This window comes from Stenotrophomonas sp. 86428_Sma, assembly GCF_056481585.1.
In genome coordinates, this window is sequence record NZ_CM151156.1 from 2,228,243 (window position 1) to 2,243,301 (window position 15,059).

The 15,059-nt window shown below is 66.4% G+C and carries 11 protein-coding genes; 4 read left to right on the forward strand and 7 right to left on the reverse strand.

The genetic code is table 11. From position 1 onward, the window contains the following. Positions 1–173: 173 nt before the first annotated feature. The 3 genes from betA to betI all read right to left on the reverse strand — a co-directional run bounded on the left by betA (position 174) and on the right by betI (position 4,059). Positions 174–1,856 carry a choline dehydrogenase gene (gene betA / locus ACZK3J_RS10275; RefSeq protein ID WP_478476871.1) on the reverse strand — a complete coding sequence of 561 codons (1,683 nt, stop codon included), beginning with the start codon at positions 1,854–1,856 and terminating at the stop codon, positions 174–176. A 101-nt stretch (positions 1,857–1,957) separates the two neighbouring features. Beyond that, a complete protein-coding gene (betB, locus tag ACZK3J_RS10280; protein WP_049463408.1) occupies positions 1,958–3,430 on the reverse strand; it encodes a betaine-aldehyde dehydrogenase in 1,473 nt (490 codons plus the stop codon). Between the two features lie 38 nt (positions 3,431–3,468). Then, positions 3,469–4,059: a transcriptional regulator BetI gene (betI, locus tag ACZK3J_RS10285; protein WP_005416394.1), complete on the reverse strand. Its 591-nt coding sequence runs from the start codon at positions 4,057–4,059 to the stop codon at positions 3,469–3,471. A 170-nt stretch (positions 4,060–4,229) separates the two neighbouring features. On the opposite strand from betI, the gene ACZK3J_RS10290 reads away from it, so the two are divergent. Continuing rightward, complete coding sequence (locus ACZK3J_RS10290; RefSeq protein ID WP_032129837.1) at positions 4,230–5,780, forward strand: BCCT family transporter; 1,551 nt, start codon at positions 4,230–4,232, stop codon at positions 5,778–5,780. A gap of 131 nt (positions 5,781–5,911) precedes the next feature. Here ACZK3J_RS10290 and acnA read toward each other — a convergent pair whose 3' ends face one another. Then, complete coding sequence (gene acnA / locus ACZK3J_RS10295) at positions 5,912–8,665, reverse strand: aconitate hydratase AcnA (protein ID WP_478476872.1); 2,754 nt, start codon at positions 8,663–8,665, stop codon at positions 5,912–5,914. A gap of 302 nt (positions 8,666–8,967) precedes the next feature. Between acnA and ACZK3J_RS10300 the strand changes: the two genes are divergently transcribed. From ACZK3J_RS10300 to acnB, 3 genes are read left to right on the forward strand one after another with little or no spacing between them, the layout of a single operon-like run. Then, positions 8,968–9,192, forward strand: coding sequence for an AbrB/MazE/SpoVT family DNA-binding domain-containing protein (locus tag ACZK3J_RS10300; RefSeq protein ID WP_005409505.1), 225 nt, complete (start codon positions 8,968–8,970; stop codon positions 9,190–9,192). Positions 9,193–9,198: 6 nt separating this feature from the next. After that, positions 9,199–9,597, forward strand: coding sequence for a type II toxin-antitoxin system VapC family toxin (locus ACZK3J_RS10305; RefSeq protein WP_008267153.1), 399 nt, complete (start codon positions 9,199–9,201; stop codon positions 9,595–9,597). A gap of 43 nt (positions 9,598–9,640) precedes the next feature. Further along, complete coding sequence (acnB, locus tag ACZK3J_RS10310; RefSeq protein ID WP_049463414.1) at positions 9,641–12,232, forward strand: bifunctional aconitate hydratase 2/2-methylisocitrate dehydratase; 2,592 nt, start codon at positions 9,641–9,643, stop codon at positions 12,230–12,232. A gap of 272 nt (positions 12,233–12,504) precedes the next feature. Here acnB and ACZK3J_RS10315 read toward each other — a convergent pair whose 3' ends face one another. The 3 genes from ACZK3J_RS10315 to ACZK3J_RS10325 are packed head-to-tail and all read right to left on the reverse strand — an operon-like array spanning position 12,505 to position 15,037. Next, complete coding sequence (locus tag ACZK3J_RS10315; protein WP_478476874.1) at positions 12,505–13,578, reverse strand: protein-glutamate methylesterase/protein-glutamine glutaminase; 1,074 nt, start codon at positions 13,576–13,578, stop codon at positions 12,505–12,507. Further along, a complete protein-coding gene (cheD, locus tag ACZK3J_RS10320; RefSeq protein WP_008264676.1) occupies positions 13,575–14,171 on the reverse strand; it encodes a chemoreceptor glutamine deamidase CheD in 597 nt (198 codons plus the stop codon). The genes ACZK3J_RS10315 and cheD overlap by 4 nt, the downstream gene beginning before the upstream one ends. Then, positions 14,168–15,037, reverse strand: coding sequence for a CheR family methyltransferase (locus ACZK3J_RS10325; RefSeq protein ID WP_049399443.1), 870 nt, complete (start codon positions 15,035–15,037; stop codon positions 14,168–14,170). Before ACZK3J_RS10325 ends, cheD begins: the two co-directional genes overlap by 4 nt. Positions 15,038–15,059: the final 22 nt, after the last annotated feature.

Genomic DNA, 15,059 nt, shown 5'->3' on the forward strand with positions numbered 1-15,059 from the left:
CCACAATGGCCGTTCATTGCAGCATACCCCGCCGTAGGGAAAACGCGAAGAGGCCCCGAAGGGCCTCTTTGCTTGGTAATGCCGGCCGCTGGCCGGCATCTGCGCTCGATCGGGATTCCGGTGGATGCCGGCCAGCGGCCGGCAGTACCGTGGCCACAAGCGGGGCGCTTGCGTCAGCTCTGCTTGCGTACCGGTGCGCCGTTGGCCTTGTAGTACGGCGCGGTGCTGCGGGCCAGCGGGGTGCGGCCACGGATCACGTCGGCCAGCTTCTCGGCCATCATGATGGTCGGTGCGTTGAGGTTGCCGGTCACCACCTGCGGCATGATCGAGGCATCGACGATGCGCAGGCCTTCCAGCCCGTGCACGCGGCCCTGGCCGTCGACCACCGCCATCGGGTCATCGGCATGGCCCATCTTGTTCGAGCACGACGGGTGGTAGGCGGTCTCGGCATGCTCGCGGACGAACGCATCGATCTGCGCATCGGTCTGCAGTGCGCTGCCCGGCGAGATCTCGCGGCCGCTGTACGGCGCCAGTGCCGGCTGCGCGAAGATCTCGCGGGTGATCCGGATCGCCGCGCGGAACTCGCGCCAGTCCTGGTCGTGCGACATGTAGTTGAACAGGATGCTCGGATGTTCGCGCGGATCCTTCGAACGCACGTGGATGCGGCCGCGGCTGGGCGAGCGCATCGAACCGACGTGCATCTGGAAGCTGTGCGCCTTGATCGGGTTGGAGCCGTTGTAATTGATCGCCACCGGCAGGAAGTGATACTGCAGGTTCGGCCAGTCGAACTCGGCGTCGCTGCGGATGAAGCCACCGGCCTCGAACTGGTTGCTGGCGCCGATGCCGGTGCCCAGGAACAGCCACTCGGCACCGATGGCCGGCTGGTTGTACAGCTTCAGTGCCGGGGCCAGCGAGACCGGCTTCTTGCACTCGTACTGCAGGTACATCTCCAGGTGATCCTGCAGGTTGGCGCCGACGCCCGGCAGGTGGTGCACCAGGTCGATGTCCAGGCTGCGCAGCAGGTCGGCAGGGCCGACGCCCGAGCGCTGCAGGATCTGCGGCGAGGCGATGGCGCCGCCACACAGCAGCACTTCGCGGCGGGGGGTGGCACGCTGCGGCTGGTCGTTGTGCAGCCACTGCACGCCCACCGCACGCTTGCCCGAGAACAGGATGCGGTCGGTCAGCGCGTGGGTGACGATGGTCAGGTTCGGGCGCGGCTTGGCCAGGTCCAGATAGCCGCGGGCGGTGCTGGAACGACGGCCCTTCGGGGTCACCGTGCGGTCCATCGGGCCGAAGCCTTCCTGCTGGTAGCCGTTGAGGTCGTCGGTGCGCGGGTAGCCGGCCTGCACGCCGGCCTCGACCATCGCAGCGAACAGTTCGTTGTTGCCGGCCTTCGGCGTGGTCACCCGCAGCGGGCCTTCGCCACCGTGGTAGTCGTTGGGGCCGATGTCACGGGTTTCGGCCTTGCGGAAGTACGGCAGGCAGTCCAGGTAGGTCCAGTCTTCCAGGCCCGGCATGCTGGCCCAGTTGTCGTAGTCCATCGCGTTGCCGCGGATGTAGCACATGCCGTTGATCAGCGACGAGCCACCCAGCCCCTTGCCACGGCCGCAGTCCATGCGGCGGTTGTTCATGAAGGGCTCGGGATCGGTCTTGTACGCCCAGTTGTAGCGCTTGCCCTGCAGCGGGAAGGCCAGTGCCGCCGGCATCTGGGTACGGAAGTCGAGCCGGTAGTCCGGGCCACCGGCTTCCAGCAGCAGCACGCTGACATCGGCATCTTCGGTGAGGCGGGTGGCCAGCACGTTGCCGGCCGAACCGGCGCCGATGATGATGTAGTCGTACTCGTTATGGGTGCTCATGGGTGTCTCCTGCAGGCCGGGGCGCGCTGCATGCAAGCGTCCCGGCGGAATGTCGGATCGGCGCAGTGGCCGGACGAAGGTGCGCGCTCGGGGCGCGCCGATCAGAACACGCTGGCGTAGTCGCCCAGTTCCACCTGCACCGACTTGATGCGGGTGTAGTGGCCGAGGGTGGAGAGGCCGTTCTCACGGCCGACGCCGGATTCCTTGTAGCCGCCAACCGGCATTTCGGCCGGCGATTCGCCCCAGGTGTTGATCCAGCAGATGCCGGCTTCCAGGCGGTGGATGATGCGATGGGCGCGGCTGACGTCCTTGCTGACCACACCGGCGGCGAGGCCGAAGGTGGTGTCGTTGGCTCGACGCACCACTTCGTCTTCGTCGTCGTAGGCGAGGATGCTCATCACCGGCCCGAAGATCTCTTCCTTGACGATGGTCATGTCATCGCGGCAGTCGGAGAACACGGTCGGCAGCACGTAGGCGCCATTGGCCAGCGCGCCTTCGGTGGCACGGCCGCCGCCTGTCAGCAGGCGGGCGCCTTCGGCCTTGCCGCTTTCGATGTAGCGCAGCACGTTTTCCATGTGCGGGAAGCTGGTCAGCGGGCCGAAGTTGGTCTCGGCGGCCATCGGGTCGCCGATGCGGATGCGCTTGACGCGCTCGACCACGGCGGCTTCGAACGCGGCGAGCATGCTGCGCGGCACGAACACGCGGGTGCCGTTGGTGCAGACCTGGCCGGAGCTGAAGAAGTTGGCCATCACCGCGATATCAGCGGCGCGGTCGAGGTCGGCGTCATCGCAGATCACCAGCGGCGACTTGCCGCCCAGCTCCATGGTCACTTCCTTCAGCGACGAGGATGCGGCACTGGCCATGACCTTCTTGCCGGTGGCGACGCCGCCGGTGAAGGAGATCTTCTCGATCACCGGGTGCTCGGTCAGCCACTGGCCGATCTCGCGGCCCGGGCCCTGCACGACGTTGAACACGCCGGCCGGCACACCGGCTTCGGTGTAGATCTCGGCCAGCCGGATCGCGGTCAGCGGGGTCACTTCGGACGGCTTGAACACCATCGCGTTGCCGGCGGCCAGGGCCGGGGCCGACTTCCACATGGCGATCTGGATCGGGTAGTTCCAGGCGCCGATGCCGGCGACCACGCCCAGCGGCTCGCGGCGGGTGTAGAAGAAGCTCGATTCGCGCAGCGGCAGCTGGATGCCTTCGATGGCGGTGGCCAGGCCGGCGTAGTACTCGACCACGTCGGCGCCGGTGACGATGTCCACGGTGGTGGTTTCGGCCAGCGCCTTGCCGGTGTCCAGGGTTTCCAGGTGCGCCAGTTCGTCGTTGCGCTCGCGCAGGATTTCGACGGCGCGGCGCAGGATGCGCGAACGCTCCATGGCAGTCATCGCCGCCCACACCTTCTGGCCTTCGGCCGCGCTCTGCACGGCGCGTTCGACGTCGGCCTGGCTGGCGACCTGCACTTCAGCGATCACGTCACCGGTGGCCGGGTTCACGGTCTTGAAAGTCTTGCCGCTGGTGGCATCGACGCGCTGGCCGTGGATGTAGAGCTGTTGGACGGGCAGGGTGGTCATGGGGCGTACTCCTTGGAAGGGGGCGGGTGCTGAAGCGCTTATAGCGCGACAGCCTGCAACTGGAAGTCGATGTAGCCGTAAGCAATGCGCCGGGACTTCTCGGCGTTGAACTGGCCGCCGACCAGGCTGCCGCGCAGCCAGAGGCCGTCGATCATCGCGGCCAGGCCACGGGCGGCCAGGCGGGCCTGCGGGTGGGGCAGCAGGCGGTTGAACTGGTGGCACAGGTTGGAGAACAGGCGCTGGTCGTTGGCGCGCTGCAGCCGGGCCAGTTCCGGCTGGTGCATGCTGGCGGCCCAGAACGTCAGCCAGACGCGCATCGCGGTGCCGTTGATCTGGCTGTCGTCGAAGTTGCCATCGACGATGGCGCGCAGCTGCTCGCGCGGGTCGTCACCAGCGTCGGCACGGTAGCGGGCGACCGCGTCCTTAAGTTCACGCAGGATCTGCCGCATTGCAGCATTGAGCAGGCCGTCCTTGTCGCCGAAGTAGTGGGCGACGATGCCGCTGGACAGCCCTGCTTTCTTCGCGATGGTGGCGACGGTCGCATCGGCCATGCCGATCTCGTCGATGGTCTGGAAAGTGGCCCGGATAAGCTGTTCGCGCCGTACCGGTTCCACGCCTTTCTTCGGCATTGTCTCTCCACGGATTGCGACCCGAAGGATCGGGCTGCCCGCCATTATGCTTTTTATTGATTGAACGTTCAATCAATAAACCCTAGGATGCGCTCGCGCCCCACGCCATGGGCCCGGTTTACCGGTCCGGCCCCGCCCATGTGCCCCCTCGGACTTGATGAGACGACCCCATGTCTTCCCTGGCTCATCCCAAGCGTTCGCCCCTGCGCTTGAACCGTTTTGTCTTCTTCAGCTCTTCGGTGTCGATCGGCATCCTCGGGCTGCTCACCGTTCTTTATCCCGAAAGCAGCGAGCACTGGCTGCAGTGGGCGCAGGCCGAAGTCTCGGCGGCGTTCGGCTGGTGGTACATGCTGCTGATCGTGCTGTGCCTGGGCTTCGTGCTGTGGCTGGCGTTCTCACCGTATGGCCGCATCCGCCTGGGTCACAACGAGGAATCACCGGCCTTCGGTTACGTGGCCTGGGTGTCGATGCTGTTCTCGGCCGGCATCGGCATTGCGCTGCTGTACTACGGCGCCTACGAGCCGCTGGACCACTTCCTCAATCCGCCCGGGCAGCCCGGCGGGACCGTGGCCGCCGGCCGCGAGGCGATGGTGCTGACCTTCCTGCACTGGGGCCTGCACGGCTGGGCGCTGTATGCGCTGGTCGGCGTGGCGCTGGGCTATTTCGCCTACCGCCGCGACCTGCCGCTGGCGCTGCGCTCGGCGCTGTACCCGATCTTCGGTGAGCGCATACATGGCCGCATCGGCGACATGGTCGATGGCTTCGGCATCCTCGCCACGCTGATCTCGATGGTGACCAACCTCGGCATCGGTGCGCTGGTGGTGCAGTCCGGCCTGGTCTACCTGTTCCACATTCCGGATACGCCGCAGGTGCTGGTGGCAATCGTGCTGGTGATGATGGTGGTGGCCACCATCGGCGTGGTGGCGGGTGTGGAGAAGGGCATTGCCTGGCTCTCCAACCTCAACGTGCGCCTGCTGTGCGGCCTGCTGCTGTTCGTGCTGGTCACCGGCCCGACCCTGCACCTGTTCGATGGCCTGATCCAGAACACCGGCGATTATCTCGGCGCATTCGTGCGCAAGAGCTTCGACATGTACCTCAACGATCCGAAGGGCCGTGAGTGGATGGGCTCGTGGACGCTGTTCTACTGGGCGTGGTGGATCGCCTGGGCGCCGTTCGTCGGTCTTTTCGTGGCGCGCATCTCGCGTGGCCGCACCATCCGTGAAGTGATCATGGGCGTGCTGCTGATCCCGCTCGGCTTCACCCTGGCCTGGCTGTCGATCTTCGGCAACACGGCCATCGACCTGGTGCTCAACCACGGCCAGGCGATCCTGGGTGACGTGGCCCAGCATGATGCGGCGATGACGCTGTTCAAGCTGCTGGAGTACCTGCCCGCCGCGCCGTACGTGGCCGGTGCCGCGGTGGTGATCGGCTTCGTGCTGTTCCTGACCCCGGTCGATTCGGGCACGCTGATGATCGCCAACCTGTGTACCCGTCGCGTTGATGATGGCGTGGAAGACGGGCATGACGCGCCGATCTGGCTGCGCGTGTTCTGGGCGGCTGGCATCACCGTGGCCAGCGTCGGCCTGCTGCTGGCCGGCAACTTCAGTGCGATGCAGACCGCGGTGGTGCTGTGCGGCCTGCCGTTCTCCTTCACCCTGGCGTTCTACATGTGGGGCCTGCTGAAGGCGCTGCGCACCGACCCGGACGCACCGCGCCGCTGAGCGCTTCTGTAGAGCCGAGCCCATGCTCGGCTGCTGTTGGCGCAGAAGCAGCCGAAGGGAGCACCGCAAACGCAAAGGGCCGGATCCGCAAGGATCCGGCCCTTTTTCCTCAATCGGGCGCAGCCGCGCCGTTACTTGCTGGCCAGCTGGCGCAGCACGTACTGCAGCAGGCCGCCGTGGCGGAAGTACTCGACTTCCTTCGGGGTCAGCAGCATCACCGAGACCTCGAAGGTCTTCTTGGTGCCGTCGGCCTTGGTCGCGGTGACCGTGGCGCGCTTGCTGGCACCGTCCTGCAGGCCGGTGATGTCGATCACTTCCGAACCGTCCAGGCCCAGGCTCTGTGCGTTCTCGCCGTTGCGGAACTGCAGCGGCAGCACGCCCATGCCGACCAGGTTGGAGCGGTGGATGCGCTCGAAGCTCTCTGCGATGACCGCCTTCACCCCCAGCAGCAGGGTGCCCTTGGCCGCCCAGTCACGCGACGAGCCGGTGCCGTACTCCTTGCCGGCCAGCACCACCAGCGGCACCTTGTCGGCTTTGTACTTCATGGCTGCATCGTAGATCGCCAGCTTTTCCGGCTGGCCGCCGCCGGCCGGGTAGTACAGGGTGTTGCCGCCTTCCTCGCCACCGAACATCAGGTTCTTGATGCGGATGTTGGCGAAGGTGCCGCGGACCATCACGTCATCGTTGCCGCGGCGGCTGCCGTAGCTGTTGAAGTCGGCCGGCTGCACGCCGCGCTCCTGCAGGAAGCGGCCTGCCGGCGAGTCCTTCTTGATGTTGCCGGCCGGGGAGATGTGGTCGGTGGTGATCGAATCGCCGAACAGGCCCATCACGCGTGCGCCGTGCACGTCGTCGATGCTGCCGGTCTGCATGGTCATGCCATCGAAGTACGGCGGGTTCTTGATGTAGGTGGAGGCATCGCTCCACTCGTACAGGTTGCCGTCCGGCGAGGCGATGGTGTTCCAGCGGGTGTCACCCTTGAACACGTCGGCGTAGTTCTGCTTGAACATCTCCGGGCCGATGGTGGCGGCGATGACATCGCCGATTTCCTTGTTGCTCGGCCAGATGTCGCGCAGGAACACCGGCTGGCCATCGCTGCCGGTACCCAGCGGCTGGGTGGTCAGGTCGATGTCGGTGGTGCCGGCGATGGCATAGGCCACTACCAGCGGCGGGCTGGCCAGGTAGTTCATCTTCACTTCGGGGTGCACGCGGCCCTCGAAGTTGCGGTTGCCGGACAGTACCGAGGTGACGACCAGGTCGCCGGTGGCGATGCCGGCGCTGACTTCGGTCGGCAGCGGGCCGGAGTTGCCGATGCAGGTGGTGCAGCCGTAGCCGACCACGAAGAAGCCGATCTTCTCCAGCTCCTTCAGTACACCGGCCTTTTCCAGGTAGTCGGTGACCACGCGCGAGCCCGGCCCGAGCGAGGTCTTCACCCACGGCTGGCGGTTCAGGCCCTTGGCGGCCGCATTGCGGGCCAGCAGGCCGGCGCCGATCATCACCGCCGGGTTGGAGGTATTGGTGCACGAAGTGATGGCAGCGATGACCACCGCGCCGTCCTTCAGGCGGACCTTGCGGCCTTCGATCTCGATGTCGGCGAAGCCCTTGGCCAGCTGCTCGTTGCCGACCGCGGCGCCGCCGCCTTCGTTGACGAACGAGGAGACGTCGTCGCTGCGCTTGTCACGGTTGGCGGTCATGCCGACCAGGGCTTCACGGTAGTTCTTCTGCACGTCTTCCAGCAGCACGCGGTCCTGCGGGCGCTTCGGGCCGGCCAGCGACGGCTTCACCGTGCCCATGTCCAGTTCCAGCGTGGTGCTGTACTGGGCATGCGCGCTGCCCGGTTCGTGCCACAGGCCCTGCGCCTTGGCATAGGCTTCGACCAGATCGATCTGCTCTTCGCTGCGGCCGGACAGGCGCAGGTAGTTCAGCGACTCGGCGTCGATCGGGAAGATGCCGCAGGTGGCGCCGTATTCCGGCGCCATGTTGCCGATGGTGGCACGGTCGGCCAGCGGCAGGTGCTGCAGGCCGTCACCGTAGAACTCGACGAACTTGCCGACCACGCCCAGCTTGCGCAGCATCTGGGTGACGGTCAGCACCAGGTCGGTGGCGGTGGCGCCTTCGGGCAGCTTGCCGGTCAGCTTGAAGCCGACCACCTGCGGGATCAGCATCGACGACGGCTGGCCAAGCATGGCCGCCTCCGCTTCGATGCCACCCACGCCCCAGCCCAGCACGCCGATGCCGTTGATCATGGTGGTGTGGCTGTCGGTGCCGAACACGGTGTCGGGGTAGGCAACCGCCTTGCCGTCCTTGTCCGCCGTCATCACCACGCGGGCCAGGTTCTCCAGGTTCACCTGGTGGACGATGCCGGTGTTCGGCGGCACCACCTTGAAGTTGTCGAAGGCCTTCTGGCCCCAGCGCAGGAAGCCGTAGCGTTCCTGGTTGCGCTGGAATTCGATCTTGCCGTTGAGGTCCAGCGCGTCCGGCTTGCCGAACACGTCGACCTGCACCGAGTGGTCGATGACCAGTTCGGAGGGAATCTGCGGGTTGATCTGCTCCGGCGAGCCGCCGAGCTTGACCACTGCGTCGCGCATCGCGGCCAGGTCGACCACGCAGGGCACGCCGGTGAAGTCCTGCAGGACCACGCGCGCCGGCATGAAGGCGATCTCGGTGTCCGGCTCGGCGGCCGGGTTCCAGCGGGCCACGGCTTCGATGTGGTCCTTGCCGACGGTGATGCCGCCGTCCTCGTGCCGGAGCAGGTTCTCCAGCAGGATCTTCATCGAGTAGGGCAGGTGGGAGATATCGAAGCGCTGGCCCAGCGTGGGCAGGCTGAAGTAGTCGTAGGTCTTGCCGCCGACGTTCAGCTGGCTGCGGGTGGAGAACGAATCGCTCATGCGGGGTAACTCCTTCTTGCGGATGGCTTGCAGTGGCCCGCGCATGGGCGGACCTGCTTGCGGTCGCCGCGGGCCTGACGGCCCCGGTGGTTCCAGTATGAACCCGAAACTGAATGGATTCACCCGGGCCGGGTTCCGGCCTGCGGCATCGGTTCCAGACTACAGGGGAAGGTGTATGGCGTATGTCACGTTTGTGGCCGATCCTTTGCGAGGCAAGGGCTGGCGGGTTGCCGGTCCTGTTCAGGGTGGAAGTATGCCCGGGGAAGTATGTATAATTTGTGCATACTCTGGAGGGCCTACCGATGGAAGCCACTGTTGCAGAACGCGGACAGATCACCCTGCCCAAGGCGGTGCGTGATGCCCTCGGCCTGACCAAGGGCACGCTGCTGAAGGTCGAGCTGGACGGCAGCCGCATCATCCTGCGCAAGAGTGTTGACGATGCCATTTCACGGGCGCGCGGCAAGTTCGCGCTGGACGGTTTCGAATCGTCCGACGCAGCGGTACGCGCGGTGCGTGACGAGGAATAAGCCGTGATGATCGCCGTCGACTCTCCGGTGCTGGTCGAGCTGCTCAGCAATGGCCCGCAGGCCGATGCCGTGGAAGCCATCCTCAGGCAGAGCCTGGTCGGTGGCCGTGTGGTGGTCTGCGGCGCGACCCTGGCCGAGGTCTGCGCATCGCTGCGTGGCGGTGCCGAGGTGCTCGAAGCGCTGGAAGAAATGGGCGTGCACTTCAACCCGATGGAAGCCAAGTCGGCGCTGCGCGCCGGCGAGATGCACCGCCGCCACCGCCAGCGCAGCGGCAGCCGCCGCAGCCTGGACGAATTCATGGTCGGCGCCCACGCACTGCTGCAGTGCGATGGCCTGATCACCTGGAACGACACGTTTTACCGCGACTACTTCAAGGGCCTGAAGCTGATCGTGCCGCAAGCCTGAGCCCATTTTGTTTTTTCAACCTACGCATTACCCGGGAGTTGTCATGTTGGAAGCCTACCGCCACCACGTCGCCGAGCGCGCTGCGCTTGGCATCCCGCCGCTGCCGCTGAGCGCGCAGCAGACGGCCGATGTCATCGAACTGCTGAAGAACCCGCCGCAGGGCGAGGCCGAGTTCCTGCTCGACCTGCTGACCCACCGCGTGCCGGCCGGCGTCGATGACGCGGCCAAGGTCAAGGCCTCGTACCTGGCGGCAATCGCCCTGGGCAGCGAGCAGAACCCGCTGATCAGCCGTGAGCGCGCCACCGAACTGCTGGGCACCATGCTCGGCGGTTACAACGTTGCCCCGCTGGTGCAGCTGCTGGACGACGCCAGCGTCGGCACCATCGCCGCCAACGGTCTGAAGAAGACTCTGCTGGTATTTGATGCCTTCCACGATGTGCAGGAAAAGGCCAAGGCGGGCAACGCCAACGCCCAGGCCGTGCTGCAGAGCTGGGCCGACGCCGAGTGGTTCACCAGCAACCCGGAAGTGCCGCAGAGCCTGACCGTCACCGTGTTCAAGGTGCCGGGCGAAACCAACACCGACGACCTGTCGCCGGCGCCGGACGCGACCACTCGCCCGGACATCCCGATGCACGCCCTGGCGATGCTGAAGAACAAGCGCGACGACGCGCCGTTCACCCCGGAAGAAGACGGCAAGCGCGGCCCGATCCAGCAGATCCTCGACCTGAAGGACAAGGGTCACCTGGTCGCGTACGTGGGCGACGTGGTCGGCACCGGTTCCTCGCGCAAGTCGGCCACCAACAGCGTGCTGTGGTGGACCGGCGATGACATTCCGTTCATCCCGAACAAGCGCGCCGGTGGCGTCTGCCTGGGTTCGAAGATCGCCCCGATCTTCTACAACACCATGGAAGATGCCGGTGCACTGCCGATTGAGCTGGACGTGTCGAAGATGGAGCACGGCGATGTGGTCGAGCTGCGTCCGTACGAAGGCAAGGCGCTGAAGAACGGTGAAGTGATCGCCGAGTTCCAGGTCAAGTCCGAAGTGCTGTTCGACGAAGTGCGCGCCGGTGGCCGCATTCCGCTGATCATCGGCCGTGGCCTGACCGGCAAGGCGCGTGAAGCGCTGGGCCTGGCCCCGACCGACCTGTTCCGCCTGCCGGTGCAGCCGGTCGATACCGGCAAGGGCTTCTCGCTGGCGCAGAAGATGGTCGGCCGCGCCTGTGGCCTGCCGGAAGGCCAGGGCATGCGCCCGGGCACCTACTGCGAACCGAAGATGACCTCGGTCGGCTCGCAGGACACCACCGGCCCGATGACCCGTGACGAGCTGAAGGACCTGGCCTGCCTGGGCTTCTCGGCCGACCTGGTGATGCAGTCGTTCTGCCACACCGCCGCTTACCCGAAGCCGGTGGACGTGAAGACCCACCACACCCTGCCGGAGTTCATCTCCACCCGTGGCGGCGTCTCGCTGCGCCCCGGCGACGGCGTGATCCACAGCTGGCTCAACCGCATGCTGCTGCCGGATACCGTCGGTACCGGTGGTGACTCGCACACCCGTTTCCCGGTCGGCATTTCGTTCCCGGCCGGTTCGGGCCTGGTCGCCTTCGCCGCTGCCACCGGCGTGATGCCGCTGGACATGCCGGAGTCGGTGCTGGTGCGCTTCAAGGGCAAGATGCAGCCGGGCGTGACCCTGCGCGACCTGGTCAACGCGATCCCGCTGTACGCGATCAAGTCGGGCCTGCTGACCGTGGCCAAGGCTGGCAAGAAGAACATCTTCTCCGGTCGCATCCTGGAAATCGAAGGCCTGCCGGAGCTGAAGGTCGAACAGGCGTTCGAACTGTCCGACGCCTCGGCCGAGCGTTCGGCGGCCGGTTGCTCGGTGCGCCTGAACAAGGAACCGATCATCGAGTACCTCAACAGCAACATCACGCTGCTGAAGTGGATGATCGCCGAGGGTTACCAGGACCCGCGTTCGCTGCAGCGCCGTATCGAGAAGATGGAAGCGTGGCTGGCCAACCCGGAGCTGCTGGAGCCGGATGCCGATGCCGAATACGCTGCCGTCATCGAGATCGACCTGGCCGACATCCACGAGCCGATCGTGGCCTGCCCGAACGACCCGGACGACGTGAAGACCCTGTCCGAAGTGGCCGGCGCCAAGATCGACGAAGTGTTCATCGGTTCGTGCATGACCAACATCGGTCACTTCCGCGCCGCTGCCAAGCTGCTGGAAGGCAAGCGTGACCTGCCGACCCGCCTGTGGGTGGCCCCGCCGACCAAGATGGATGCCTCGGAGCTGACCAAGGAAGGCGTGTACGGCACCTTCGGCGCCACCGGTGCACGCATGGAAATGCCGGGCTGCTCGCTGTGCATGGGCAACCAGGCGCAGATCCGCGAAGGTTCCACCGCGATGTCGACCTCGACCCGCAACTTCCCGAACCGCCTGGGCCGCAACACCAACGTGTACCTGGGTTCGGCGGAACTGGCGGCGATCTGCTCGCGTCTGGGCCGCATCCCGACCAAGGAGGAGTACATGGCGGACATCGGCGTGATCAACGCCAATGGTGCGGAGATCTACCGCTACATGAACTTCGACCAGATCGAGGAATACCAGGACGTGGCCAAGACGGTCGCCGCCTGATGCGGTAACGAAAAGCCCCCGGCTCGCGCCGGGGGTTTTTTTGTGGGCCGACGACGCATGGTAGTGCCGGCCGCTGGCCGGCAACCCGTTGAAACGAAGGACCCCCGGTGAAAGCCGGTTTTTTTTTGTTGCCTGATGGCCTGTAGCACCGAGTCCATGCTTGGCTGCTGTTCGTGCGATGCGCGATGAGTCGAGCATGGCTCGACTCTACAACGGCATCCACGCATGGCGTGGATCTACTGCAAGCGGAGTCCTTGAGCCGGGGCGCGCAATCAGCCGCGGGCCAGGGCCAGCAACCGCTCGGCAATCCGTTCCAGCGGCACCTGCTCCTCGGCGGCGCCGAGCTTGAACGCGGCACCGGGCATGCCCCAGACCACGCTGCTGGCCTCGTCCTGCACCAGTGTCGGTGCGCCGGCCTGGCGCATCTCCAGCAGGCCGCGCGCACCGTCATCGCCCATGCCGGTGAGAATGGCACCGATGGCGTTGCCGCCGGCGTTCTGCGCGACCGAGCGGAACAGCACATCCACCGCGGGCTTGTGCCGGTTCACGGCCGGGCCGTCGTCGACCCGGCAGCGCCAGCGCGCACCGTCGCGGATAATGCGCAGGTGCTTGCCACCCGGTGGCAGGTAAGCGTGGCCGGGCAGCACCGCTTCACCGTCGCTGGCCTCACGCACTGCCATGGCGGAATGGCGATCCAGTCTTTCGGCGAAAGCCGTGCTGAAGCTGGCCGGCAGGTGCTGGGTCATCACCACGGCCGGGCCGTCGGCGGGCATGCCTTCCAGCACCACGCGCAGGGCCTCGGTGCCACCGGCCGACGAGCCGATTGCGATCAGGCGGTCGGTGGTGCGGAACTGCGGCGTGGCGGCACGCATCGCCGGGGCGGCGTCCAGTGTCAGTTTGGGCAGGGCCGTGCGCACCAGCGGGCGCATACGCGAACGCGCCGCCATCTTCACTTTGGCGATGATCTCGTCGGCGTAGGCCTGCAGGCCGCGCGCCACGTCCAGTTTCGGCTTGGAGACGAAGTCCACCGCGCCCAGCGCCAGTGCCTGCAGGGTGGTGTCGGCGCCGCGCTCGGTCAGCGAGGAGATCATCACCACCGGCAGCGGGTGCAGGCGCATCAGGTTTTCCAGGAACGCCAGGCCGTCCATGCGCGGCATTTCCACGTCCAGCGTGATCACGTCCGGGGCCAGACGCTTGATCTTCTCGCGCGCCAGCAGCGGGTCGGCGGCGGTGCCGACCACGTCAATGGCGGGATCGCTGGACAGGATTTCCGTGAGCATCTGGCGCACGACGGCGGAGTCGTCGACGATCAGGACCCGGCAGGGGGCGTTGCCGGTCAGGGTCATTCGAACAGCTCCACGCCGCCGGTGACCGGGGCCTTGGACAGGCGTGCACGCACCGCCGATTCGGTCGCGGCCACTTCGGCCTCATGGGCATGCGGCAGGCGCTGCACTACCACGCGGCCAGTATCGGCGAAGAACCAGATCTTGCGCGGATGGATGCCGCACAGGTCCTCGGCAATGATCGGGATGTGCTCGGCCTGCAGGTACTGGCGCACGAACTCGGCGTTGCGGGTACCGACCGGGTTGCTGGTGAAACCCTTCAGCACGTTGGCACCGCCGAACACCTTGGCTTCGATGCGTTTGCGGTGCGCGCCACGCTTGAGCATGTCGTTGATCAGCAGTTCCATCGCGTAGCTGCCGTAACGCGCGGGCGCGCCGTCGCCGGCGTTGCCCTCGGGCAACAGGAAATGGTTCATGCCGCCGATCTTCAGCACCGGGTCGCGCAGGCAGGCGGCCACGCAGGAGCCCAGCGTCGTGGTCAGCGCGGTGGTGTCGTCGACCACCAGGTACTGGGTCGGCAGCAGCTTTGCCGCAATGGTCTTGAAGCGCGCGTCCTGGTAGCGCATCACATCATCGGTGCGCAGCGATGCGTTCATGCGCCTGCCTTTGCCGCACGGCGGTACAGGGTGCGTCCGCAGGGCTGGATCAGGTCGGCGGCGTGCAGGTAGTTCTCCGAGTGGCCGGTATACAACAGGCCGTCGTCGGCCAGGTGCTGTACCAGCCGGCCGAGGATCGCGCGCTGGGTCGGCTTGTCGAAGTAGATCATCACGTTGCGGCAGAACAGTGCGTCGAACGGGCCGCCGACGTCGTAGCGCGGGGCAAGCAGGTTCAACGGGCGGAACTCGATCAGCTCGCGCAGCGCCGGCAGCACGCGGCACTGGCCCTCGTTGGGGCCGCTGCCGCGTTGGAAGTAGCGACGGCGCAGATCCGGATCGAGGCTGGTGACGCGGTCGATGTTGTAGACGCCACGGCTGGCCGTGGCCAGCACCTGGGTATCGACGTCGGTGGCGATGATGCGTACCGGTGGCTTCAGGGTGCCGAAGGCTTCGCAGGCGGTGATCGCCATCGAGTAGGGCTCTTCGCCGGTGGAGGCGGCGCACGACCACAGCAGCAGCGGCGTGCGGCTGGAGCGCTGCTGCAGCTCCTCGCGCAGCTTGTCGAAGTGGTGCGGCTCACGGAAGAACGAGGTCAGGTTGGTGGTCAGTGCGTTGGTGAACGCCTGCCACTCGTCACCGTCTTCCTGCTCTAGATGGTCCAGATACTGCTGGAAGCTGCGCATGCCCAGCGTGCGCAGGCGGCGCGACAGGCGGCCATAGACCATGTCGCGCTTTGCCGGGGCAAGGGCAATGCCCACGCGCTGGTAGATCAGGTCGCAGACGCGGCGGAAATCACGGTCGGCGAACTCGAATTCGCGCGGGCCGGTGACGATGGGAGTAGGACTTTGCACGGGGGACGTGTCCATCGGCAGAGGCGGCGGCCGAAGC

Excerpts from the sequence above, each read along its gene's own strand:
- betA (WP_478476871.1), bottom strand. The coding sequence starts at position 1,856 with ATGAGCACCCATAACGAGTACGACTACATCATCATCGGCGCCGGTTCG.
- betB (WP_049463408.1), bottom strand. The coding sequence starts at position 3,430 with ATGACCACCCTGCCCGTCCAACAGCTCTACATCCACGGCCAGCGCGTC.
- betI (WP_005416394.1), bottom strand. The coding sequence starts at position 4,059 with ATGCCGAAGAAAGGCGTGGAACCGGTACGGCGCGAACAGCTTATCCGG.
- ACZK3J_RS10290 (WP_032129837.1), top strand. The coding sequence starts at position 4,230 with ATGTCTTCCCTGGCTCATCCCAAGCGTTCGCCCCTGCGCTTGAACCGT.
- acnA (WP_478476872.1), bottom strand. The coding sequence starts at position 8,665 with ATGAGCGATTCGTTCTCCACCCGCAGCCAGCTGAACGTCGGCGGCAAG.
- ACZK3J_RS10300 (WP_005409505.1), top strand. The coding sequence starts at position 8,968 with ATGGAAGCCACTGTTGCAGAACGCGGACAGATCACCCTGCCCAAGGCG.
- ACZK3J_RS10305 (WP_008267153.1), top strand. The coding sequence starts at position 9,199 with ATGATCGCCGTCGACTCTCCGGTGCTGGTCGAGCTGCTCAGCAATGGC.
- acnB (WP_049463414.1), top strand. The coding sequence starts at position 9,641 with ATGTTGGAAGCCTACCGCCACCACGTCGCCGAGCGCGCTGCGCTTGGC.
- ACZK3J_RS10315 (WP_478476874.1), bottom strand. The coding sequence starts at position 13,578 with ATGACCCTGACCGGCAACGCCCCCTGCCGGGTCCTGATCGTCGACGAC.
- cheD (WP_008264676.1), bottom strand. The coding sequence starts at position 14,171 with ATGAACGCATCGCTGCGCACCGATGATGTGATGCGCTACCAGGACGCG.
- ACZK3J_RS10325 (WP_049399443.1), bottom strand. The coding sequence starts at position 15,037 with ATGGACACGTCCCCCGTGCAAAGTCCTACTCCCATCGTCACCGGCCCG.